Here is a 23,208-nt window from a genome sequence, read left to right on the forward strand (position 1 = left end):
TAAACTGATGGTAATTAAAGACTATCCTAAAGCTGGCTTACCCTCGGCAAAAGATTTACCTGACTCGGATGATACACCTGTGGATAATGAACTGCAAGATTTGATTCCTGCGCTACTTAAAGCCATGCTCGCCTCAATTTGGTCAGAGAGAATGGATTGGTTTTTTGGGGTAGATATGGGAATTTATGCCGATCCCAACCAACCGGCTATTGTTCCAGATGGGTTTCTGAGTGTGGGTGTCCCCAGAATTATCGATTCAGATTTACGCTTATCTTATGTGCTTTGGGAAGAGCAAAAAGTGCCCACCTTAGTGTTAGAAGTGGTCTCGCAAACCCGAAGAGGAGAATATACCCAAAAAAAAGAACAATATGCCAGATTTGGTATCCTCTATTATGTCATTTATAATCCCTTACGAAAACAGAAGCAGAAATTGGAAGTTTATCAGCTTTCTGAGGGAGAATATCGATTATTATCTGGGGAACCGGTTTGGTTAAAGACCCTAAATTTAGGTCTTGGTTCAGCCGAGGGGACATATCAAGGAATTACCAGAGAATGGCTCTATTGGTATGATGAGACCGGTAAGCGCTATCTGACTCCGGAGGAAAGAGCAAATAGGGCTGAGTTAGAGCTAGAGAGTGAGCGTCAGGAAAAAGAGCGCCAAAAACAGCGAGCCGATCGCGCCCAATCCGATTTACAACAGCTACAGGAGAAACTCAGACAACTCAACATCGATCCGGATTCTCTATCTTAGTTTCTGCTAAATTGGCTACAAATTTCCAAGTTTATTCTCTAAATTAAGGAAATACTAAGAAATATTTCAGGATTCTTAGCATAGATCTGATCATTTTATTAAGAAATTGGCGATCGCCCTTTTTTGCCGTCAAAATCTATCCTACATCTAAAAGCAACGGTTTCCAGCTCAGGAGACAAGGTGTCAGGAGAATCAGGGATTGGACTTCAAGAACCCATAACCAGTGCTACTTTCGGCTATCACAGATGAACGGATCGATCGGCTTCATCCCTATTTCCTGTATCCGGTTCCCTCCTTCAAAGGACATTGAGGATTGAAAACCAACTATATCAAGACCATGAACAGAACCACATCACCCCAAAAACAGGGTCTATACGATCCCCAATTTGAACATGATGCCTGCGGTGTTGGCTTCATCGTACACATGAAGGGGGAAAAGTCTCACTCAATTGTTGACCAAGCCCTCACCATTCTGGTTAACCTGGAACACCGGGGTGCAGTCGGTGCAGAACCCAACACCGGAGACGGAGCAGGCATCCTGATTCAAATGCCCCATAAATTTATGGCTAAAGTGGCTGGGCAACAAGGGATCAGCTTACCGGAACCCGGAAAATATGCGGTCGGTATGATTTTCTCCTCTCCCGATCCCGAAGCCAGAAGCAAAGGACGGCAAATCTTCGAGGAAATTGTAACCGAAGAAGGGCAGAAGGTCATAGCCTGGCGGGATGTACCCACCGATAACAGCAGTTTAGGGGAAACCGCGAGAGGGAGCGAACCCTTTATGCAGCAAGTGTTTATTGCTCGAAATCCCGATCTCGCCGACGATCTAGCCTTCGAGCGCAAACTGTATGTGATCCGCAAACGCTCCCATACTGCCATTAAAGTTCCAGGAATCGATCGCTATTGGTATCCCACCAGTATTTCTGGCCGTACCCTGGTATACAAAGGGATGTTGATGCCGCCCCAAGTCAAAGCCTACTTCCCCGACTTAAGCGACTCTGACTTAGAAAGCGCCCTCGGCTTAGTCCATTCCCGCTTCAGTACCAACACCTTCCCCAGTTGGGAAAGATCGCACCCCTATCGCTATGTCGCCCATAACGGGGAAATCAACACCCTGCGCGGTAATATTAACTGGATGCACGCTCGCCAATCCCTGTTTGGCTCAGCATCCGAGGAATTTGGAGCCGATCTCGATCGCATCCAACCCATTATTAACATCGATGGTAGTGACTCTGGGATCTTTGACAATACCCTAGAACTGATGACCCTGGCTGGGCGCTCTCTGCCCCATGCGGTAATGATGATGATCCCCGAACCCTGGGCGGCTCATGAGTCCATGAGTGATGAACTCAAAGCCTTCTACGAGTATCATGCCTGCTTAATGGAACCCTGGGATGGCCCTGCGTCCATTGCCTTTACCGATGGCACAATGATGGGAGCCGTCTTAGACCGCAATGGTTTGCGTCCTTCTCGCTACTATGTCACTAAAGATGACCTAGTAATCATGGCCTCAGAAGCGGGTGTGCTACCGGTGGAGCCGGAAAATATAGCCAAAAAAGGGCGGTTAGAACCGGGTCGCATGTTCCTGGTGAATATGGAAGAAGGGCGCATTGTGGCGGATGAAGAAATTAAACATGAAATTGCGACACAAAAGCCTTACCGACAATGGCTAGATCAATACCAAGTTAAACTCTCCGATCTACCTGTAGGGGAGGGTCTCAAACCCGCCCCTACACCTGCCTTGCCTCTGGTGCAGCGACAACGGGCATTTGGCTATACCTTTGAAGAATTGCGGATGCTCCTGGCCCCCATGGCTCAAAATGGAGTAGAAGCAGTGGGAGCCATGGGAACGGATACCCCCTTAGCGGTTCTCTCTAACCGGCCGAAACTGCTCTATGAGTATTTTAAACAACTGTTTGCCCAAGTCACGAACCCGCCCATTGACTCAATCCGGGAGGCGATTATTACTTCGCCCATTACCACCATTGGTTCCGAAGGTAACCTGCTCAAACCTGAACCGGAAAGCTGTCACCTGATCCAGTTGGATACCCCGATTTTGAGTAATGCAGAATTGGCGCAACTGAAACAACTCTCCCAGGGTAAATTCGGGGATTTTGGCTCTATAACGTTGCCGATTCTGTTTGACCCCAAAACCGGGGTGGAAGGACTCGAAAGCACCTTAGAGGGGATATTTGCTAAGGCAGATGAGGCGATCGCCAAGGGGATTAACCTAATCATCCTATCTGACCGAGATATGGATGGCGATCGCGCCCCCATTCCTGCTCTGTTAGCGGTTTCGGGACTCCATCACCATCTAATCCGCGCTGGAACCCGTACCCGCGTGGGCATTATCCTGGAATCGGGAGAACCCCGCGAAGTCCATCACTTTGCCGTTCTGATTGGCTATGGTTGCGGGGCAATTAACCCCTATCTAGCCTTTGAAACCATTGGCTCGATGATTGAGCAGAAACATATACCGCCAATGGATTTTGAAAAAGCCTGCAAGAACTACATTAAGGCAGTGACTAAAGGAGTGATTAAAATTGGCTCGAAGATTGGGATTTCCACCATTCAAAGCTATCGGGGAGCGCAGATTTTCGAGAGCCTTGGTTTAAGTTCTGAAGTGATTAATAAATACTTCACTTGGACAGCTTCCCGCTTAGAAGGAATTGGCACAGATGTGATTACCCAAGAGGCGATCGCCCGCCATCATCAAGGGTTCTCTACACGGGCGGCATCCGTAGGGGCGGGTTCATCTAAATCTCGCCTGGAAGACCAAAATATGGGTGAACCCGCCCCTACCCCCACCCTAACCCTAGATGCAGGGGGCGAATATCAATGGCGCAAAGATGGTGAGCTTCACCTGCTGTCTCCGGAAATCATTCACCTGTTGCAACGGGCAGTCCGTGAAGGAGACTACAAACTGTACAAACAATACAGCGCCAAAATTAATCAGCAGGATAAAGAATTCTTCCGCTTGCGGGATCTGCTGGAGTTCAAAGCTAGAGATCCGATCCCCTTAGAAGAGGTGGAAACGGTGGAAGCGATTATGAAACGCTTCAAAACGGGAGCCATGAGCTATGGGTCAATTTCTAAGGAAACCCATGAGAGTTTGGCGATCGCCATGAACCGGATTGGCGGTAAATCCAATACCGGAGAAGGGGGTGAAGATCCGGAGCGCTATACCTGGACAAATGAGCGGGGAGACTCGAAAAACAGCGCCATTAAACAGGTGGCTTCCGGACGCTTTGGGGTAACGAGTTTGTACCTCAGCCAAGCCAAGGAAATCCAGATCAAAATGGCACAAGGGGCAAAACCTGGAGAAGGGGGACAATTGCCAGGAGGTAAGGTTTATCCTTGGATTGCTAAAGTGCGCCATTCTACCCCTGGTGTGGGTTTGATTTCCCCACCTCCCCACCATGATATTTACTCCATTGAAGACTTAGCCGAGTTAATCCACGACCTGAAAAACGCTAACCGGGAAGCGCGGATTAATGTCAAATTGGTGTCAGAAGTCGGAGTAGGCACGATCGCCGCCGGAGTTGCTAAAGCTCATGCCGATGTGGTGCTGATCTCCGGGTTTGACGGAGGCACGGGAGCGAGTCCCCAAACCTCGATTAAACATGCGGGACTGCCTTGGGAATTGGGTGTGGCAGAAACCCATCAAACCCTGGTACTCAATAACCTGCGATCGCGCATTGTTGTGGAAACCGACGGACAAATGAAAACTGGGCGCGATTTGGCGATCGCCGCCCTCCTCGGTGCGGAAGAATACGGCTTCTCCACCATGCCCCTAGTGACCTTGGGCTGTATCATGATGCGAGTTTGCCATAAAAACACCTGCCCCGTCGGTATTGCCACCCAAAACCCCGAACTTCGCAGTCAGTTTAGCGGCGACCCCCAATACACCGTCAACTTCATGACCTTTATCGCTCAGGAGTTGCGGGAAATCATGGCCCAACTCGGTTTCCGCACCGTCAACGAAATGATCGGGCGCACCGATGTTTTAGAGCCGAAAAAGGCGATCGACCATTGGAAAGCCAAAGGCATTGACCTCTCCAACGTTCTCTATCAACCCGAAGTCGGGCCGGAAGTCGGGCGCTATTGCCAGATTCCCCAAGACCATGGCTTAGAGAAATCGCTGGATATGACTGTACTGCTTGATCTTTGCAAAGAGGCGATCGAAAACGGTAAACCCGTTCGAGCTACCCTACCGATCAAAAATACCAACCGCGTCGTCGGGACAATTCTGGGCAACGAAATCAGCAAACGCCATTGGGAAGGACTCCCCGAAGACACCATTCACCTGCACTTCCAAGGTAGCGCTGGTCAAAGCTTTGGCGCATTTGTCCCCAAAGGAGTCACTCTAGAACTAGAAGGGGATGCCAACGACTACTTTGGCAAAGGATTAAGCGGCGGTAAACTGATTCTTTATCCCCATAAAGCCTCCACCTTTATCCCGGCTGAAAACATCGTCGTCGGTAATGTCGCCTTCTACGGCGCAACCAGCGGCCAAGCCTACATCCGAGGCATGGCAGGGGAGCGCTTCTGCGTTCGCAATTCCGGCGTACAAGCCGTAGTCGAAGCCGTCGGAGATCATGCCTGTGAATACATGACGGGCGGAAAAGTCGTAATTTTGGGCAAAACGGGACGTAACTTTGCCGCCGGGATGAGTGGCGGTGTCGCCTATGTCTTGGATGAAACCGGCGACTTCTCCACCCGTTGCAACCGGGAAATGGTGGATCTCGAAACCCTCGAAGATCCAGAAGAGATTCGCGAGATCCATGAAATGATTAGCAAACATCGGCAATATACCGAAAGCAAACGGGCTGAATTAGTTCTGGGATCTTGGGAAACCATGAGCCAGAAGTTTGTGAAAGTCATGCCTCGCGACTACAAGCGGGTTCTCCAGCATATTCAGAATGCTTTAGCCAATGGCTTAAGTGGTGATGATGCCCTGTCTGCGGCGTTTGAAGAAAATGCCCGCGATATTGCTCGCATTGGCGGCAGTTAGGAACGCTCTAGAGGAACAAGGGGCTGAAGCCCCTTGTTCCCCTGCAAAGTTTTTCAAAAGTTAGTGAGATAGCCATGTTTATGAAGTGGGTTTATGACCAAAATCAACTGGTTTATCAGTTACTCTATAGAGCCAAAAGATTTTATAGACAAAACTTTGAGTCATCGATTGACAAACATCGTAGAGAGCGAAAAGAAGCGGAATATTTACTGATTTCACCAACCAATTGCGGTAGGACTTGGCTGAGAATTATGCTGGGAAAAGTGCTGCAAAAAGTTTATAATCTTTCGTCAGAAGTGGATTTACATAATTTGTACGCTTTATCGGAAATCAATCCTAATATTCCCTTGATTAAACCGATTCACGAGCGATATGGCCAATTTGGTATGTATGAAAAACAAAAAGTGATTTTGCTGGTCAGAGATCCGCGAGATGCCATGATTTCCAAATATTTTAGGAGTAAAAGAAGAAATCAACTGGAAAATCCAAATGATTTTTCACAAGATCTTTGTGATTATTTCAGGAATAGTGAAGATCTCGAAGGCTATTATATTCAGTTGTACAATGATTGGGCGATCCATAAAAACTCCGCCCAGGCATTTTTGTTAATAAAATATGAAGAATTAAGAAAAAATACTGCTACTGTTCTATCCAGTATCATTAATTTTCTAGAAATCACTGCTAGTGAAAGTATAATCAATGAAGCGGTTGAATTTGCATCCTTAGAAAATATGAAAAAAATGGAAAAAAAAGGAAGTTCAGTAGTGCGTTCAGGGCCAATGGTGAAGAGGCAAACAGGAGGGGAAGAATCTGCTAAAGTAAGAAAAGGTAAAGTAGGAGGATATAAGGAATATTTGACCCCTGAAGTAATTAAGTATGTAAATGAAATGATCGATGCCACTCTGGATGCCTCTTATGGATATAACACCTTCACTGAATCAAGATAAAGATTCTTCATAAATTGAACTCTTTTCTGGTAAAAGTCCAGGATAGTTAGAGGTTGGAGAATTTCAATATCTTGAATTAATCTATTGTCGTTTTTGTAGGTAAGTAAATTATGGGAAAAGCAACAGGTTTTATGGAGTATCTGCGGGAAGTCGCAGCCGAGGTGTCGCCCCAAGAGCGGATACAAAATTGGGATGAGTTTCATCTACATATGGAAGACGATCGCCTGCAAACCCAGGGCGCTCGCTGTATGGACTGTGGCACTCCCTTTTGTCATACGGGATTAGAAATTAGCCGCATGGCGAGTGGTTGTCCAATTAATAATTTGATTCCAGAATGGAATGATTTGGTTTATCGGGGGTTGTGGGAAGAAGCTCTAGATAGATTACATAAGACCAATAATTTCCCCGAATTCACCGGCCGAGTATGTCCTGCACCTTGTGAAGGGGCCTGTGTTTTGGGCATTACTAACCCTCCAGTCACGATTAAAAATATTGAGTATTCCATCGCTGAAAAGGGTTGGGATGAAGGCTGGATCTCGCCGACTCTGCCCCCCCAACGAACGGGGAAAAAAGTGGCCGTAGTCGGTTCCGGGCCGGCGGGTTTAGCGGCAGCGGCCCAACTCAATCGGGCGGGTCATTGGGTGACAGTCTATGAACGGGAAGACCGTCCAGGGGGCCTGCTGATGTATGGTATCCCCAATATGAAGTTGGATAAGAAAGAGGTGGTGTTGCGCCGGTTGGATGTGTTGCAAGCGGAAGGGGTGACGTTTGTTTGCAATACGGAAATTGGCAAGGATCTACCGGTGGAGAATCTGCTTAATGATTTTGATGCGGTGGTTCTCTGTACGGGAGCAACGAAACCGCGCAATTTGGAGATTGAAGGCCGGGATCTCAAGGGCATTCATTTTGCTATGGAGTTCTTAACGGGTAATACCCGCACGGTACTTGAAGGGAGTCCTACAGAGGATTATATTTCCGCAGCCGGTAAGGATGTGATTATTATCGGCGGTGGGGATACGGGAACGGACTGTGTAGGGACTTCGATGCGTCATGGCTGTCAGAGTGTGACGCAGTTGGAAATTATGCCCAAACCGCCAGAAACTCGCGCTGCGGATAATCCTTGGCCGGAATGGCCGAAAGTTTACCGGATGGATTATGGCCAGGAAGAGGCGGCGGCGATGTTTGGTGATGATCCCCGCGTGTATACGACGACTGCAACCCGGTTTGAGGGGGATGAGCAAGGTCAGGTGAAGGCGGTGCATACGGTGCAGGTGGAATGGGCTAAAGATGAGCAAGGGCGCTTTATGCCTAAACCTATTGAGGGAACCCAGAGGGTGTTACCGGCGCAATTGGTGCTGTTAGCGATGGGATTTTTGGGCCCGGAACAACCGTTGTTAGAGGCTCTGGGTTTGGAACGGGACGGCCGCAGTAATGTGAAAGCTGACCATGGCAGTTTTGCGACTAGCATCAGGGGTGTTTTTGCGGCGGGGGATTGCCGTCGCGGTCAAAGTTTGGTGGTTTGGGCGATCAATGAGGGTCGTGGTGCGGCGCGGGAGTGCGATCGCTACCTGATGGGATCGACAGATTTACCTTAGTTTCTATTGTATAAAGGGATTTTAGGAGTGCGGGCATCTTGCCCGCCGCCCTTTCTCTAGGAAACCAGCAAGATGCTCCCACTCCCAGAGACAACCTGTAGTAGGGGCGAAAGATTTTTCGCCCCTACGCAATCCATGATTTTTTGTTGTTTTTCAGTGATTTATGGGTCGCCCGGGATTCGAACCCGGAACTAATCGGTTAAAAGCCGAGTACTCTACCGTTGAGTTAGCGACCCAGAGGTAATAAAACCAAACCTTAACTAAGGTAGCACAATATTTTGCGAGAAGTCAAGGCTTAGAGAAAATTTTTTTGGAGCTAGGGTTAAGGACGGTAGACGGGCAAGGTAAAGTGGAAACAACTGCCTTGGCGATCGGGGGATTCGACCCAAATTTGGCCATAATGGGCGCGAATAATGCGCTGACAGAGGGATAGGCCGATACCATATCCTTCTTTGGTGCGATCGCGTTCTAAGCGAAAGCGGTCTTCAAAAATCTTTTCCTGTTTCTCAGGTGGAATTCCCGGCCCGGTATCGCAAAAGCTCACTTGAATCTTTTGGCTTGTGCGGTGCAGAATCGAGACTTTAATCCTCCCTTGAGGAGGTGTATATTTAATCGCATTATCGAGCAAATTAGTCATCACTTGGCGAATTCGCTCTGGGTCAGCATAGACCAAAGGTAAATCTTGAGGGACATCAGTCTCCAGAGTTAAGGATTTATATTGGAGTTGCTCACCCAAATTTTTTAATACCGCCATACACAGCGCTCTCAGGTCTATTTTCTCTGGATGAACCTGGATTTGGGTATTACTCCCTTGGGCAACTTGCAAAATATCCGTAATCATCCGGTCAATGGCTTTAATTTGAGTACGAGCATGTTTAAGCAGTTGAGTCGTGAGGGTAGTGGTAAACCGGGAAGCGCGGCCATCATCTGCACTATAGCCGATTTCTAAGGTTTCAACGGCTAAAGCTGCTGCCGTTAAAGGATTTCGCAGATCGTGGGCTAACATAGCGATAATCCGGTCTTTGAACTGTAATTGCTCTTTTAGCTCAACTGTCTCTTGATGTAGGCGGAAAATTTCATCAGATAAGCGGATTAATTCAGCAGAATAGGCGATCGAAGAACTCAACTGTGATGGTTCTGACCCGACTAATGCTTCCTGTTCTAAGTATTCTTCCACCGACTGCACCCAGCGCGGCCACCAATTATCAATCAAATTAATTAAATTACTCCCGGCTAAGGTTTGCTTGGGTTGGGGATGAATTTTAATTAATGCTGGAGTGGCTACCACCTTAAAGTTTTCCGCCAGTTGGGGTTGTTCGCTGACATCGACCACCATTAGCTCAAAATCCAGATCTTGGGCAAGAGTGTCAATATGACAGCGAATTTGTCGAATTTGCTCTCCTGCATAGGGACGCTTATCCACAAATAAGAGCAGTTGAAGAGGGGGATCTGGTTTCAGTGGCTGTTCGGGAGTCGCCTGCATAGTGACGGACAAAGATGACCAATCTTTAGATTTACTTAAGAGTCTAATCCATATATTTACTAAATGTGGTAAATCGGCTGCATTTTAGAGCGGGAGAACCAAATGAGTGAACTTAACAACATGCAATATCATAAAAGACTATGGTTCGGTATGATGGATTTCTTAGGCTCAATCAACATATAGTTACTACACAAAAGTTCCATGACCGCTGTCCTCGCAATTAACAATTCCCATAAACTCTCTTCGCCTCGTTTAGAGATGCCTCCCCGTCTGCTATTGGGTGCGGGGCCGTCTAATGCTGACCCTAGGGTAATTGCTGCCATGAGTCGTCCCCAGGTGGGTCATTTAGATCCGTCTTTCCTCAAGCTGATGGAGGAAATTCAAGAGTTGTTGCGCTATAGCTTTCAGACGGATAATAGCTTAACGATTCCCGTGAGTGGAACGGGTAGCGCGGCTATGGAAACGACTTTTGCCAATACCATAGAACCTAATGATGTGGTTTTGGTGGCCGTGAAGGGGTATTTTGGTCGTCGTATGGTCGATATGGCCGGCCGCTATGGGGCAGATGTGCGACAAATTGATAAGCCTTGGGGAGAGGCGTTTTCCTTGGCTGAGTTGCGCTCTGCTTTGGAAACCCATCGCCCTGCTATTTTGGGAATTGTCCATGCGGAAACTTCAACGGGGGTTCGTCAACCGTTGGAAGGTCTGGGGGACTTGTGCCGTGAGTTTGACTGTTTGCTGGTGGTCGATGCGGTGACGAGTTTGGGCTGTTTCCCGTTGTTTGTTGATGATTGGAAAATTGATTTAGCTTATAGCTGTAGTCAAAAGGGTTTAAGTTGTCCTCCCGGAGCTTCGCCGTTAACGATGAATCAACGGGCACTCGATAAGATCCATAATCGGCAAACGAAGGTGGCGAATTGGTATTTGGATGTGTCCCTGGTGAGTAAGTATTGGGGTAAGGAGCGCACCTATCATCATACGGCTCCGATTAATATGAATTATGCCTTGTATGAGGCTCTGTGTCTGGTGGCGGAAGAGGGTTTAGAGTCTCGGTGGGAACGCCATCAAAAGAATGCCCAAATGCTTTGGGATGGGTTGGCTGAGTTGGGTTTAATCTGTCATGTGCCCAAGGAGTTCCGGTTACCGACACTGACCACGGTTCGGGTTCCGGATGGGGTACAAGAAGCTGAAATTCGTCGCCAATTGTTGAATGATTATAATATTGAGATTAGCGGCGGTTTGGGTGATTTGGCGGGTAAGGTTTGGCGTATTGGTTTGATGGGCCATAATAGCCGTCCGGAGAGTGTTGAACGGTTGTTAAGTGTTTTGGGTGAGTTGTTGCCCAGGGGTTAATGGGAAAAGAGAAGCGGGCAAGATGCCCGCACTCCCTCAATGCTTTGATCTTAGTGGAGTGGGAGCATCTTGCGCTCTGGATTTTTAATAAGGGTATTTCCGCTTCGCGGACATGAATAAGCGGACTTGATATCACTTGTGGATCTTGGAGTTAGACTGATGGCTGATTTAAAAGAGTATTTAGAGTGGGTCAACTCTCAGAGTTTAGAGGCAAAAAAGGATTGGTATTCATCGGTTGCTGAAGCCTACGATCGCACTCGACCTCGGTATCCGCAAATTTTACTCGATCGCGCTCTGGAATGGGGTGTTTTGTCTACTGATTCGCGAGTTTTGGAAATCGGATGCGGGCCGGGAATCTTGACGTTTGATTTGGCGGAAATTACGGAGTCTATTGTAGCACTTGAGCCGAGTTATGAGGCTTATGAAATGGCTCGAAAAAAGGGTGAAAGGCTGGCTCATGTGCGGTTTGTGAATTCTACGTTTGAAGAGTGGGATCGCCAGGGGGAAAGGTTTGATGCGGTGGTAGCTGCCTCCTGTTTTCATTGGATTTCCCCAGAAGGTCGCGATCGCAAGATTGTTGAATGTTTACAGGCGAATGGGTCACTAATTTTACTCTGGAATACTCCACCTCGACCGGAAGCCAAGGTATGCGCTATTCTCAATCGCATTTATGAGGATTACGATCGCTCCCTCAGTCATTTTAATGATTTAGAGGATCACCAACGAAGTTTAGACCAGTTGGGGGAAACCTTGAGTCGTGCTGAGGTGTTCGATCGTCTGCGCTCTGATAGGGTAATTTGCGATCGCCTCTATACTATTGATGACTATCTGGGCTTGTTAAGCACCTTGTCGCCTTATATTGTTTTAGAGAAATTAGAGCGCGATCGCCTTTTTCAAGAGATAAAAGATACCTTAGAAAATCAGGGAATCGAAGAGTTTGAAACTTCCTATTTATCGGTCATTCAAACCCTGTCGGTGATGAGTGAATCGGAAGGAAGCACGGAGACATAAAGGACACAGAGAGATTGTCTTCTGAACTCTTAAATTTTTCCCTGGAGTGCTTCTAATTGGGCTTGTAGGGGAGGGGGATTATAACCAAGGGCAAAGGCTTTGGAGCTGTCTAGGGAAACATCCTGGGGACGGGGGGCTGCCATGGGGACATCCTGTTGGCGGGCGGGTTGGATCAATTCCGTGGGTAGGTGTAGCACTTCTGCCATGAGTTGCCCAAAGTGATAGCGGGAAATACGCTCGTTTGCTCCAAGATGAAGCAATTCTCCTGGATGGTTGAGGGCAAGGAGGAGTCCCTGAGCAGCAGTGGTGGCGCTGACGGGGGTGCGCCATTCGTCGGTGAAGAGGGGGAGGGGTTGATGGGATCTCAAGGTGCGAATAAAGGGTTGGATAAAACTGCTACCCTGGCTAGGGGCAGCGCCAAACATCAGGGGCATCCGACAAATCGTAACTTGGGGATATACCTGGCGCATTGCCTGTTCTGCTTTTGCTTTTTGCTCTCCATAATGGTTTATGGGGGAAACGGGATCGGTTTCTAGGTAGGGGGCGTTTGTACCATCAAAGACGAGATCGCTAGAGGTAAATACGCAGGGAATCTGCCGTTGGGCACAGATGCGGGCAATTTTAACAGCAGCGTTGATGTTAATCTCATCGGTTTCTTGGGGGTGGGTTTGGCAATAGTTGGGACTGGATTGGGCGGCGGTATGGATGACGGCATCGGGTTGAATGTCGCTGAAAAGACGCTCTAGGGCGCTGAAGTCGAGGAGATTGAGGGCGCTTAGGTGAATCTGGGGTAAGCTGAGGCTATGGGTATGATATGTGCCGTAAACCTGCCAATCAGATTGGGCAATTTGACAGAGGTTCCAGCCTAAAAAGCCACTTGCCCCGGTGATGAGTAGTTTTTTCATGGGAGTTGTTTGGAGTAGGAAGAGCAAAGATTTGCCCTTATCCCCCAGCCCCTTCTCCCACAGGAGAAGGGGAGAAAAGTCCCTCTCCCGTGGGAGAGGGATTTAGGGAGAGGGCGAATCTCAATTGAAAGCGCTATATTTTGATAGAGTTGATTCTAATTATCTTATGTCTCAGGATGCCGACAAGCTATTTAAACAGGGAATTGAGGAGTATCAAGGGGGGAATTTAGAGGGGGCAAAGTCTCTCTGGGAAAAGGCTTTATCGATCTACCGTAGCCTGGAGAATGCCCAGCGCCAAGGGGCGGCTTTGGGGAATTTGGGGGCGGTGAGTCAGGCGTTGGATAGGGTTGAGGAGGCGATCGCCTACTATAAGCAACATTTAAGTTTAGCACAAGAGGTTGGCGATCGCCCAGGACAACGGAATGCCCTGAATAATTTGGGGAATGCTTATAGCAGTTTGCCCGATTTTCCCGAAGCTCTGAGCTATTATCAACAAAGCTTAAATTTGGCTCAGGAATGGGGAGATTTAGGGCTGCAAGGGCAGGCGTTGTTTAATCTGCGTCAAGTGTATCAAGCGATGCAAGATCGGGAGCAGGAACAGCGCTGTTTAGAGGAGCAATGGGCGATCGCCAAGCAGTTACTAGAAAAACAACCCCAAGATATTTTAGACATTGCTCAACAGGTGGGATTAGATCCCCTCTCGGATTTTGCCGGAGCCAATTTAGCCCAGATGAATTTTCATTATGCCAATTTAGGCGGCGCAAATTTAAGCGCAACCAATTTAAGCGGTGCAGATTTAAGTTTAGCTGATTTATCCCATGCCCAGCTAAGTCATGCCAACCTAGAAAAGGCGATTTTAAGTAATGCGAATTTGCGGGATGCTAATTTGCAGTATGCGAATTTGCAAGGGGCAGATTTACGCACCATTTTACCTCGCGCCGATCTGAGTGATGCCAATTTAGAAGCGGCGAATTTATCGGGGGCGTATTTGCAACGGGCGAATTTATCCCGCGCTAATTTAACGAATGCCGATCTTTCCTATGCGGATGTAACAGATGTGAATCTGGAGCAGGCACAGTTAACAGGAGCGCTGTTAAAACAGGTGAATATTGAGAAAGCAAATGTTAATCAAGCCTATTTTAAAGATAACCCCAAATTGTCCTCAGCCCTGAAGCAACATTTGCGCGATAAAGGGGCAATTGTGGAGTAATATCAATGAACAATGAACAATTTTCATTTCGGCAACATCCAATCATCGTAGTGGATTGTTTCATCTAATTTGATGCATTAGATTTTGTTTGTAGTGAGGGATTGAGCAATCTCCAGCTAGGCGGCGAGCAAACTAGCCCCAAATGAGACCTATTTTTAATTTTTAATTTTTAATTTTTAATTGATATAAGCCATGAAAAAGGGGCAGTTTATTACCACTGAATTTGCTGGAAATGGGGGAGAGCGGGGAGAGTTTAGGGTATGGGAAAGGGTGCAGGATGGGTTTGGTGAAAGATCCTGTCTTGCCTATTGGCGCTATCCCCTATTTTCTCCCCAGGGAAAAGGACGCAAGGAACCGGATATTCTGATTCTCGATCGCCAATTGGGAATCATCATCATTGAGGTGAAGTCTGTACGGATTCACCAAATTAGCCATATTAACGGTCATCGTTGGCATTATCAAGGATTTTACCAGAAAACGGGATCGCCCTATCAGCAGGCAGAACAGCAGGTTTGGGCGCTTCTGAAACGGTGTGAGAGGGAACCGGGATTAACGTCTGGTTTGATGAGTCGGGCGATTGTTGCCCTACCTTATATTACCCAAGAACAGTGGCAGGAAAAGCAATTCGATCGCCTCATTTCCGCTCCTCCTATTCTGTTTGAAAACCATCTGCGCTTAACTGCTATTACCCAATTTTGTCAGCAAGTTGAAAATATCAGCCCCCTCACTCCAGGCACATCCCTAAGCGAACAGCAATGGCAACTTTTGCTCTCTTTAATCAGTGGCACGCCCACTTTTCAACCTAACCCCAGTACCCGATGGCGCTTATATCCTTCTCCCAGTCGCGCCGAAATTTTAACCCAAGCCAGGCAACAGTTTTCTCAACTCGATTTAGCCCAAGAAACTATTGCCAAAACCATTCCGCCGGGAGTGCAAAGGATTCGCGGCATTGCCGGATCGGGGAAAACCGTGATTCTCTGCCAAAAAGCAGCTCACATGCACTTGAAACATCCCGATTGGAAAATCGCGATTGTTTTCTTTAGCCGCAGTCTTTACCAAATCATTACCGAGCAACTCGATCGCTGGCTCCGCCATTTTAGCGATGGGCAAGTGGGCTACAATTCTCGTAACCGCAACTTGCGGGTTTTTCACGGTTGGGGAGCCAAAGGACAACCCGGTTTTTATCGCTTTTTATCTCGTCTCTCTGGTGTCCCTCCCCGTACCGTTTCTGATACCCTAAGATCTGCCCCCCATGAAGCCTTAGCGGAGGTTTGTATTGATCTGTTACATCGAGGAAAAATCCCCCAAGTGTTTGATGCTATTTTAATTGATGAAGGTCAAGATTTTCTCGTCCAGGATAGCATAAAATTTGAACAAAAGCAACCCTTTTACTGGTTGGCTTACCAAGCCCTGCGCCCTTGCAATTCCTTGCATCCAGAGCAACGGCGCTTAATTTGGGCAATGGATGAATATCAACATCTCGATCCCCAGCAGGTGACGACGGTTCGCGATTTATTTGGCGCGGAGTTAGGACATCTTTTAAATGGGGTTTATCCGGGCAATATTGCCAAAACTGAAATACTCTGTAAGTCTTATCGCACTCCCGCGCAAGTATTAAGGGTTGCTTACGGTTTAGCCATGGGAATTTTTCGCCCCCAAGGATGTTTAAGCCAGCTCTGCCAAAAATCGGATTGGCAAGCTCTAGGTTTTGAAGTCGAGGGAGAGCTAATTCCTGGTAATCAGATTACCCTGACTCGTCCTTTTGATATCGATCTAAATCCCGTCAGTCAGTTAGCGTCAGGAGCGCTGATTGAGTTTCAAAGTTATGACTCGCGCCAGGAAGAATTAGCTCATTTAGCTGATTGTTTAAAGCAAAATTTACGCCAGGATGGACTAAAACCGAGTCGAGATATTTTAGTAATTTTGTTGGGTTCTCGCATTCAAACGCGCCAACTGGAGCCGATGGTGGTAGAGGTGCTGTTAAGAAAGGGTATTGATGTCTATCTTCCGGGTAAAAAGCAAGATTATGACTCAGAAAATGACTTTTGGTGTGAAGGCTGTGTGACGGTTTCATCGATTGAGAAAGCGAAGGGAAATGAGGCAGATATGGTTTATGCGATCGCCCTAGACAATATTGCCGAAGATGAGAGCAATTTATCCCTGCGAAATCACCTATTTATTGCCTTGACTCGCACCAGAGCTTGGGTTAGAATAAGTGGAGTAGGAAACTATCCTCTTTATCAGGAATTTCATCGACTGCTAAAATCGGACAATAGTCTAACTTTTACTCTTCCCCATCAGTCCCGACGATCGCTTTCTTTCACCGATATCAGTGAAGTCATCGATCGCTACACAGCCGGGGATAGAAACTTCCAAGGGATGAACTTAAAAGGCGCTCAACTGCCGGGAATTAACTTATCCCAAGCCAATTTTATCCACACCCAATTTCAGGAAGCCAACCTAGAAAACGCCCAACTTCAAGGCACTAAATTCATCTTCGCAAACTTAAGCCAAACCAACCTCAGAGGCGCGAATTTAAGGCAAGCGAAACTCATGGGAGCTAACTTATCTGATGCACAATTAGAGGGCGCAGATTTAACCCATGCTGACTTAAGCGATGCCAATTTAGACGGAGCGCAGTTTTAGCGTTTGTTTATCGGTTATCCTCATCCCCCAACCCCTTCTCCCGCAGGAGAAGGAGAGATAAGTCATTGCGAACGGAACGCAGTGGAGTGAAGCAATCTTTACAAGATCACTGATTACGGTAACGGATGCAGAGACAATAAACCAGAGTCACCAGCAACCATCCGCAGACGTAGTAACAAACCGAAGAATTGACGGGAGGAGGGGGTAAGGGATGAACTGGAATTTCAATCTGTTGATTCATCTGGGGTTCAACGAAATTGGCGTAGGCATCTTCTAAAGCTTCCCGTTGTTGTCGTAACGCTTCTTGCTGTTGTTTAATGCGATTCCATTGAGTCCCCATCTTTCATCTACCCGGTTTTATTGAGGACAAAACCTAGACTATTGAGATCTGAAAGAAGAGAATTGGAACGGGAAGTGGAATAAAGTGGAAAATAGTGTAACCCCTTATAATTCAAGGCTTTGAGTCGCAATTTTGAGTTAATGATTTAAACTAGAAAAAGAGTGCATGGAGTCAAGAGTATGGTCATGGATTGGCAAGACTTTCTCAAAAAAAAAGCCGAAAATCACTGTCTCTCTGAAGAAGCGAAAGAAACTTTATTGAAGCGATTCCCAGAGAAAGAGAGTTATATTAAAAATGAAGCCCAATTCACTCAGGTACTCAATGAAGGCATTTCAGAGAAGAAATATCAAATTGGTCAAGAGGCTGTCACCAAGCGAATGCAAGAGATTTATAATAAGTTTGGAAAAGATTGCCCTGCACTACAAAAGCCATCTCACGGTAAGCTGCCAATTTTGTACCAGTTCTTGCTGGATCAGTATGAGAAAAGTAATGCAAGAAAGCGCTGTATTTTAGGACTCAAAGGCAACTATCAACAGGCGCAACAGAAACTCACGGAAATTACCCAAACCCTGCAAAACCGCCTCAAGGATAAAACCCTCTCCATTACCAAGGTTGAGGAAGGCAGTATTATCCTGATTGTGGAGAGTTCCCAAACCGGGTATGAGCAGCTTAAAACCCTGATCAATGAAAAAATTGGGGAGTTTCAGGTAGAATATGTCATTGATGAATGGCAAAATATTTGCCGTCGGATGTTACTTAAACAGAAATACTTAACCATTAATGAAATTATCGGTCAGGTTGATGGAAATCGCAATCGCAACTTAATTGATGAGGATTTGTTTGTCGATTTAGCTTTGGTGAAACCGAAACAGAGTGAGAACCCAAAACACCCCCAAGATATTGACGCTGCAAAGGGTTCGGATTTTTTCACCAGGCAGGAAGTGGAGGAAACGGAAAAGTTCGCTTACGAAAAGTTTCGTGATAAAATCATCTGCGAACGCACCGAGAGAAATATTGTAATTATTGGGGAACCGGGGGCGGGGAAAACCACGTTACTCCAGAAATTAGCCTTTTGGTTATTACAAAAAACCGATGATTTAGTGGTTTGGGTATCCTTGGCAAAATTGGGCAATCAGCCACTTCACAAATATTTAAAAGAAAATTGGATTGATCAAACATTAGTTGATGCAACGGAGCAAATCAAAGCAGACTGGAGGAAAAAATTTGAGGCGGGTGCAGTCTGGTTGCTTTTAGATGGCTTCGATGAAATGAGTCAGAGCGAGCAACAGTCTTTAGATTTACAAGGTTGGGTGAGCAAGGCACAGATTATTATGACCTGTCGCTTGAATTTGTGGCAAGCCAACCCCAGCCAGTTACAGAACTTTCAAACCTATCGCCTTTTGCCAACAACTCACCGACACCGTAGCCATTGCCTTCCTCACGGAGGAACCCCTAGAAGCGCCCTTAAAAGGCTTTCCGCCGAATCAACCGAATCTGATATCGGCCATTGAAACCTGGTTAGAGGAGATTTGAGCAGCCAAGAAACCGGGTTTCTGCGAGAGTTTCTGCTACAAACCCGATATTTTGCTAGAAACCCGGTTTCTGAAATTTTAGGTTAAAATATCCTTTGATAGACAAAAAGAGGAAACAAGAGAAATTGCCACTCAACTCACTATTGAACTCGAACCTGACCTAGCTGAAAACTGCGAATCAATATTAACGAACCATGCTTACCCTAGAAATAGCCATCCAAAAAATTCGACAATTGCCCCCTGAACAATGGCAAAAGTTACTTGAATTCCTAGAATTCTTAGAATACCAATCTAGCCACCAGCAAACAGCGCCCAAAACCATAGAATCACCTGAAGTTTCATTCGCAGAAGCAGCGAAAGAATTTATGGGCTGTCTCGATAGTGACTTAGAGGATTTGTCCTACAATCCTCAATATTGAGAAGGAAAGGACAAGCAACTATCTTAAAATTAATCAAACAAGTATATCTGGTTATACCCTTTACTTTAAACCAAGAAATAGAAGCGATAGAGAGCCTCATGCAACGCTATGTTTCAGTCCCTATGTCGTTAGCCGATGCCTGTTTAGTGAGAATGAGTGAAATGTATGAAGATAGCCAAATTATCACCCTAGATAGTGATTTTACAATCTATCGAAAACACAGAAACCAAACGATTTCGATTATTATGCCACTGGTTAGAGGAGATTTAAGAAACCGGGTTTCTGCCATAACTTTTCCTGCTTACCCAAAGATTTGAAGAAACCCGGTTTCTAGGCCGCTAAATAGAAATAACTTTAATACTTTGAGTTCGATGAATTGACTTTTGAGATTTTTCAATAGCCTTACTTGCACCGCCACCGATGATGAAAATGTTGACAAAATAATCAACGTTAGTTAGGATAAGGGAGTAATGATGCAAGAAGCTCCCATCACCTATGGTTAAGAACACTGCTGTCACCCCTGTACCGACAACTAAGTTTGTCCTCTACAACCTTACCGGTGAGCCAAAGGCTTATTATCGAGTGGATCGCCAACGGTTAAGTCAGAAGCAAGAGAACTCGAATACGGAAGCAGTAGATGCGATCGCCCATAGTATTATAGCGATCGATCGCTCCGGCTCGATGTACCATGACATCAACCCCCTCAAGGAAACCCTCATCAAGCTTCTGACTCTAGAAGAATACACCCATAGCCAACTGGTAATAACCCTGATTTCCTACTCATCTCAAGGCAATTTGATCTGTCATTTTCAGCGCATCCCCATTCAAGAAGTGATGAAACTGAACTCTTCCTATCTTCAGGAGATTCAAAATATACAAGTTTCTGGTGCAACCTGCATATCCCAAGCGCTGCAACTGGCAACCGAGCTAGTTCAACCCGATGAATTAACCGCTATTACCCTGCATAGTGATGGTTATGCCAACCATCCCAACGTGCGATCGGAAGTGGAAACCCTCGAACAAATTTGTCAGAATTTGAACCAGAGCAATGTTTTTCTGAACACGATCGCCTATTCTGCCAGTTCTGACTTTAAATTACTCTCCCGTTTGGCAAACCTGGTGTCGGGAACTTGCGTACAAGCAGGCAGTGTAAAACAAGTCTATGATGCCCTCTATAACACTTCCAAGCTTCTAGGGGAGGCGATCGCCGAAGCCATTGAAGAACCCCTCTTCAAAGAATATGACTATCAGATCTTCCTCTCCCACAGCGCCCACAAGCTCAATGGTAATGCGGGCAAATTGAAAATTTTGGGACTCAAAAAAGACGATGATGGCATCTTCTACAAATATCAAAAACTCACCCCAACCGAATTTGAGCAATTAACCGATATTCCCCTCGCTCAAACCGATGAATCCGTCTTTGCCTTCGCCAAAGCGCAACTGATTGATGGCAACTTAAACCTGGCAAAATATGCCCTTGTCAGCACCTTTGATGCCACCTTATCCCAGCGCCATGGCAAAGCCATCACCAATAGTCAACTGGTCGAACTTTCCCAAGCTTTAGACCAGGCAATCTATGAACCGCAGAATTTAGCAGAACACCAAATTCTGTCCGAAGTTCCCATTAACAAAAACTTGCCCATTTTAGACCTGATCCAATTATTCGAGACCCACAAAGAGCAAATTATTCTCAATCTTAAACATCTCCAAGATTGTTATCAGCGCCGGGGAATTAAGCGCATTCCTGGCCAGCGAGACGCTGATGGTCACTTAGTCAAACCTTGGCTGAAGACTGAATATGTGGATAGTGGTGACTATGTACAAATGGGGTCATTTGACATCAATCGCAATACCGCCACCATCAATTTACTCATTACCCGTCCAGTCAAATTGGTCAAAGCTGAGGATGAAACCCCCATTACCGAAGTTGCTGGAATTTTGCTCAATGAGTTGAAATCTTACAACAACTATACTCTCATTGGCGATGGCGTATTAAATGTGGAGAGCTTAAGGGTAAAATTTAGTAACCCCAAAGTCTTTAAGGTGTTCAAAGAACAGCATTTACTCTCCAATGCAGATGCATTTGATAGTAATAGGGAATACGAAGTTGACTTAACCCCATTGCCCATTGTGCCCATGGCAGCCGATTATACTCAAGTCCAGGGAGTATTTTCACGATTGGCCATTTTGCGGGTATTGTCGAGTCTTTTTTCTGCCCATCTCAAAGAGGTTTCAGATACCTATACTGGGGATCAATTAGAAGCTCTTAAAGCGCATTATTTATCCAAGAATTTGTATCTGAACTTTCCCACAACAACTGAATATGCTGATTTAGAAGAAGCAATCAATACCGGTAAAGTTGACTCGCGGGTGAGTTATAAAATTGAGCTAGGCAATTGTGAAATTCTCAATCTGGGTCAATTGCATTCAGCCAACAAGTTTTTAGACCGGTTTTATGAAGTCTACAATCGGCAGACAGGAGAAAAACTCGATAAACCGACCTTCGATCAAACCCTAGATCATGGGGTAGTTTTTGGTCACAAGACATTATCAAAGCGCACTAAAGTGACCAAAGTAGATGACTTGATGAAGTCAATTTTTGATGAATTTCTGGGCTTGGAAAAAAATGGTAGCGTCACCGAGCTTTTGAACGAGTTAGGTGCAGCCGATCTCGTGAGTTTGCTGGAGAAAAAATGGCAAGAGGAAACAGTTGAAACAGAGCAGTTTGTGGAAGCTTTAACTGGAGGTTTGACCAAGGTTAATCAAGCCTTAGAAAAACTGTATCGAGAAAAAATTTCGCCCTTGGTGTTTTATATTGGAGCAACGGGACTGATTCCTGATGAGCTAGAAGCAGTTGCTTATACTGCCGATGAACTCGCTGCCAAATCAGGGGATTTGAAGTTTTCCAAGTCAGAAAAAGAGGGTCTATTTTTTGAAGTCGGGGATCTCATCATCAGTGTTTATCCTACGACTGAGTATTATAGCGTGTCTTAGGTGATTCCAAAGGATTAGGGGGCGATTTTGGCGATCGCCCCCAACCGGTCACTGTTTCTCATGTTAGCATAGGAGAAACAGTGCTTTATGCTTTTCAAATTTTCCCTAGACTCAATCCATGAATAAGGTTAGCACAAGCTATCTGCTCTGGTTCCTCGGCATGTTTGGAGCCAACGGTATTCATCGCCTCTATAATGGTAAGATTGCTACAGGCATTCTCTGGTGTTGTACATTCGGACTATTTGGAGTCGGTCAATTTATTGACTTACTCTTTATCCCCAATATGGTTGATGAATATAACCTTAAATATCGGGCCAAACATAATTTATCACCAACCGGTGTCCCTTTAACCCCTCGGACTATCCCCTGTCAAGTCGTGGAAGTGACCGAAAAACAAGCACCAGAACCCGCCAAGGTAAGATTAGTCAAAGCTGCTGCTGCACGGGGAGGAGAGATTTCTGTAACTCAAGCCGTAATCGATACCGGTTTAGATTTTGATGAAGTGGAACGCCTGTTGATGGAGATGCTCAAAAAAGGGTATGCAACGGTAGATAATCATCCCGATACCGGGGTGGTTTTGTACAGATTTGAAGAACTATAGAACGGTTATTCAACCCCCTCTGGGACGAATAAACGCTATCCTGATAGAGTTGCCCATCAGCACCTTGTTTGCAGAGGAGAACCGATGAATCCAGAAAATCCCCGCGATCCGAATCGCCGTCTGCGAGAGATCGAAGAACAACTCAATCCTCCATCTGAACCAACCTTCAGCTCTGGGTCGATTAAAGCCCTTTTGACCAAGATTCAAACCTGGTATCAAAGCCTATCCAATACAGGAAAACTGGTGGTCGCTGGCGTGGCTGTAGTGATTGGATTTGGGCTTCTCAGTCTCTTCCTACGCTTGGTTACCACGGTAATCACCTTAGCCGTATTGGGGGGAGCCTTGTACTTAGGTTACAAATTCTTAATTGAATCTGACCCCTCCCAAAATTAAGCTAAAGTGCAAAA

Annotated in this window: 16 protein-coding genes, 1 tRNA gene and 1 pseudogene; 14 read left to right on the forward strand and 4 right to left on the reverse strand. The window is 46.2% G+C overall.

The window, feature by feature from the left end:
• Window positions 1-7: 7 nt before the first annotated feature.
• The 4 genes from AC3FZD_RS11635 (at window position 8) to AC3FZD_RS11650 (ending at window position 8,307) form a co-directional block, all read left to right on the forward strand.
• Window positions 8-751 carry a Uma2 family endonuclease gene (locus tag AC3FZD_RS11635; RefSeq protein ID WP_488736187.1) on the forward strand — a complete coding sequence of 248 codons (744 nt, stop codon included), beginning with the start codon at window positions 8-10 and terminating at the stop codon, window positions 749-751.
• Window positions 752-1,088: 337 nt separating this feature from the next.
• A complete protein-coding gene (gltB, locus tag AC3FZD_RS11640; protein ID WP_488736188.1) occupies window positions 1,089-5,765 on the forward strand; it encodes a glutamate synthase large subunit in 4,677 nt (1,558 codons plus the stop codon).
• Between the two features lie 74 nt (window positions 5,766-5,839).
• Window positions 5,840-6,712 carry a sulfotransferase domain-containing protein gene (locus AC3FZD_RS11645; protein WP_488736189.1) on the forward strand — a complete coding sequence of 291 codons (873 nt, stop codon included), beginning with the start codon at window positions 5,840-5,842 and terminating at the stop codon, window positions 6,710-6,712.
• 110 nt (window positions 6,713-6,822) lie between these two features.
• Complete coding sequence (locus AC3FZD_RS11650) at window positions 6,823-8,307, forward strand: glutamate synthase subunit beta (protein WP_488736190.1); 1,485 nt, start codon at window positions 6,823-6,825, stop codon at window positions 8,305-8,307.
• Between the two features lie 164 nt (window positions 8,308-8,471).
• Here the strand turns inward: AC3FZD_RS11650 and AC3FZD_RS11655 are convergent.
• Both AC3FZD_RS11655 and AC3FZD_RS11660 read right to left on the reverse strand, forming a co-directional pair.
• Window positions 8,472-8,543: transfer RNA gene (locus tag AC3FZD_RS11655), tRNA-Lys, on the reverse strand.
• 86 nt (window positions 8,544-8,629) lie between these two features.
• Window positions 8,630-9,790 carry a histidine kinase gene (locus AC3FZD_RS11660; RefSeq protein ID WP_488740328.1) on the reverse strand — a complete coding sequence of 387 codons (1,161 nt, stop codon included), beginning with the start codon at window positions 9,788-9,790 and terminating at the stop codon, window positions 8,630-8,632.
• A 201-nt stretch (window positions 9,791-9,991) separates the two neighbouring features.
• On the opposite strand from AC3FZD_RS11660, the gene AC3FZD_RS11665 reads away from it, so the two are divergent.
• Window positions 9,992-11,143 carry a pyridoxal-phosphate-dependent aminotransferase family protein gene (locus AC3FZD_RS11665; RefSeq protein WP_488736191.1) on the forward strand — a complete coding sequence of 384 codons (1,152 nt, stop codon included), beginning with the start codon at window positions 9,992-9,994 and terminating at the stop codon, window positions 11,141-11,143.
• Window positions 11,144-11,302: 159 nt separating this feature from the next.
• Window positions 11,303-12,154, forward strand: a complete 852-nt coding sequence (locus AC3FZD_RS11670) for a class I SAM-dependent methyltransferase (protein WP_488736192.1) — start codon at window positions 11,303-11,305, stop codon at window positions 12,152-12,154.
• A 29-nt stretch (window positions 12,155-12,183) separates the two neighbouring features.
• Here the strand turns inward: AC3FZD_RS11670 and AC3FZD_RS11675 are convergent, their stop codons facing one another.
• Window positions 12,184-13,059, reverse strand: a complete 876-nt coding sequence (locus tag AC3FZD_RS11675; protein WP_488736193.1) for an SDR family oxidoreductase — start codon at window positions 13,057-13,059, stop codon at window positions 12,184-12,186.
• Window positions 13,060-13,225: 166 nt separating this feature from the next.
• Between AC3FZD_RS11675 and AC3FZD_RS11680 the strand changes: the two genes are divergently transcribed.
• Window positions 13,226-14,269, forward strand: coding sequence for a pentapeptide repeat-containing protein (locus tag AC3FZD_RS11680; protein ID WP_488736194.1), 1,044 nt, complete (start codon window positions 13,226-13,228; stop codon window positions 14,267-14,269).
• A 192-nt stretch (window positions 14,270-14,461) separates the two neighbouring features.
• Window positions 14,462-16,915: a pentapeptide repeat-containing protein gene (locus AC3FZD_RS11685; protein WP_488736195.1), complete on the forward strand. Its 2,454-nt coding sequence runs from the start codon at window positions 14,462-14,464 to the stop codon at window positions 16,913-16,915.
• 106 nt (window positions 16,916-17,021) lie between these two features.
• Here AC3FZD_RS11685 and AC3FZD_RS11690 read toward each other — a convergent pair whose 3' ends face one another.
• Window positions 17,022-17,255 (reverse strand): hypothetical protein, encoded by a 234-nt coding sequence (locus tag AC3FZD_RS11690; RefSeq protein WP_488736196.1) that lies wholly within the window; start codon window positions 17,253-17,255, stop codon window positions 17,022-17,024.
• Window positions 17,256-17,632: 377 nt separating this feature from the next.
• Between AC3FZD_RS11690 and AC3FZD_RS11695 the strand changes: the two are divergent.
• The 6 genes and pseudogenes from AC3FZD_RS11695 to AC3FZD_RS11720 all read left to right on the forward strand — a co-directional run.
• A pseudogene (locus AC3FZD_RS11695) lies at window positions 17,633-18,628 on the forward strand (NACHT domain-containing protein); the annotation flags it as partial.
• A gap of 55 nt (window positions 18,629-18,683) precedes the next feature.
• Window positions 18,684-18,788 (forward strand): NACHT C-terminal alpha/beta 1 domain-containing protein, encoded by a 105-nt coding sequence (locus AC3FZD_RS11700; protein ID WP_488740329.1) that lies wholly within the window; start codon window positions 18,684-18,686, stop codon window positions 18,786-18,788.
• A gap of 193 nt (window positions 18,789-18,981) precedes the next feature.
• Window positions 18,982-19,206: a hypothetical protein gene (locus tag AC3FZD_RS11705; RefSeq protein WP_488736197.1), complete on the forward strand. Its 225-nt coding sequence runs from the start codon at window positions 18,982-18,984 to the stop codon at window positions 19,204-19,206.
• A 495-nt stretch (window positions 19,207-19,701) separates the two neighbouring features.
• Window positions 19,702-22,200 (forward strand): vWA domain-containing protein, encoded by a 2,499-nt coding sequence (locus AC3FZD_RS11710; protein ID WP_488736198.1) that lies wholly within the window; start codon window positions 19,702-19,704, stop codon window positions 22,198-22,200.
• Between the two features lie 118 nt (window positions 22,201-22,318).
• Window positions 22,319-22,801 (forward strand): TM2 domain-containing protein, encoded by a 483-nt coding sequence (locus AC3FZD_RS11715; protein ID WP_488736199.1) that lies wholly within the window; start codon window positions 22,319-22,321, stop codon window positions 22,799-22,801.
• A gap of 84 nt (window positions 22,802-22,885) precedes the next feature.
• The gene (locus tag AC3FZD_RS11720) at window positions 22,886-23,194 is read left to right on the forward strand and encodes a hypothetical protein (protein WP_488736200.1); all 309 of its coding nucleotides are present in this window, start codon (window positions 22,886-22,888) and stop codon (window positions 23,192-23,194) included.
• The last annotated feature ends 14 nt before the right edge of the window (window positions 23,195-23,208 follow it).

It is taken from the genome of Roseofilum sp. KMC-1, assembly GCF_057802075.1.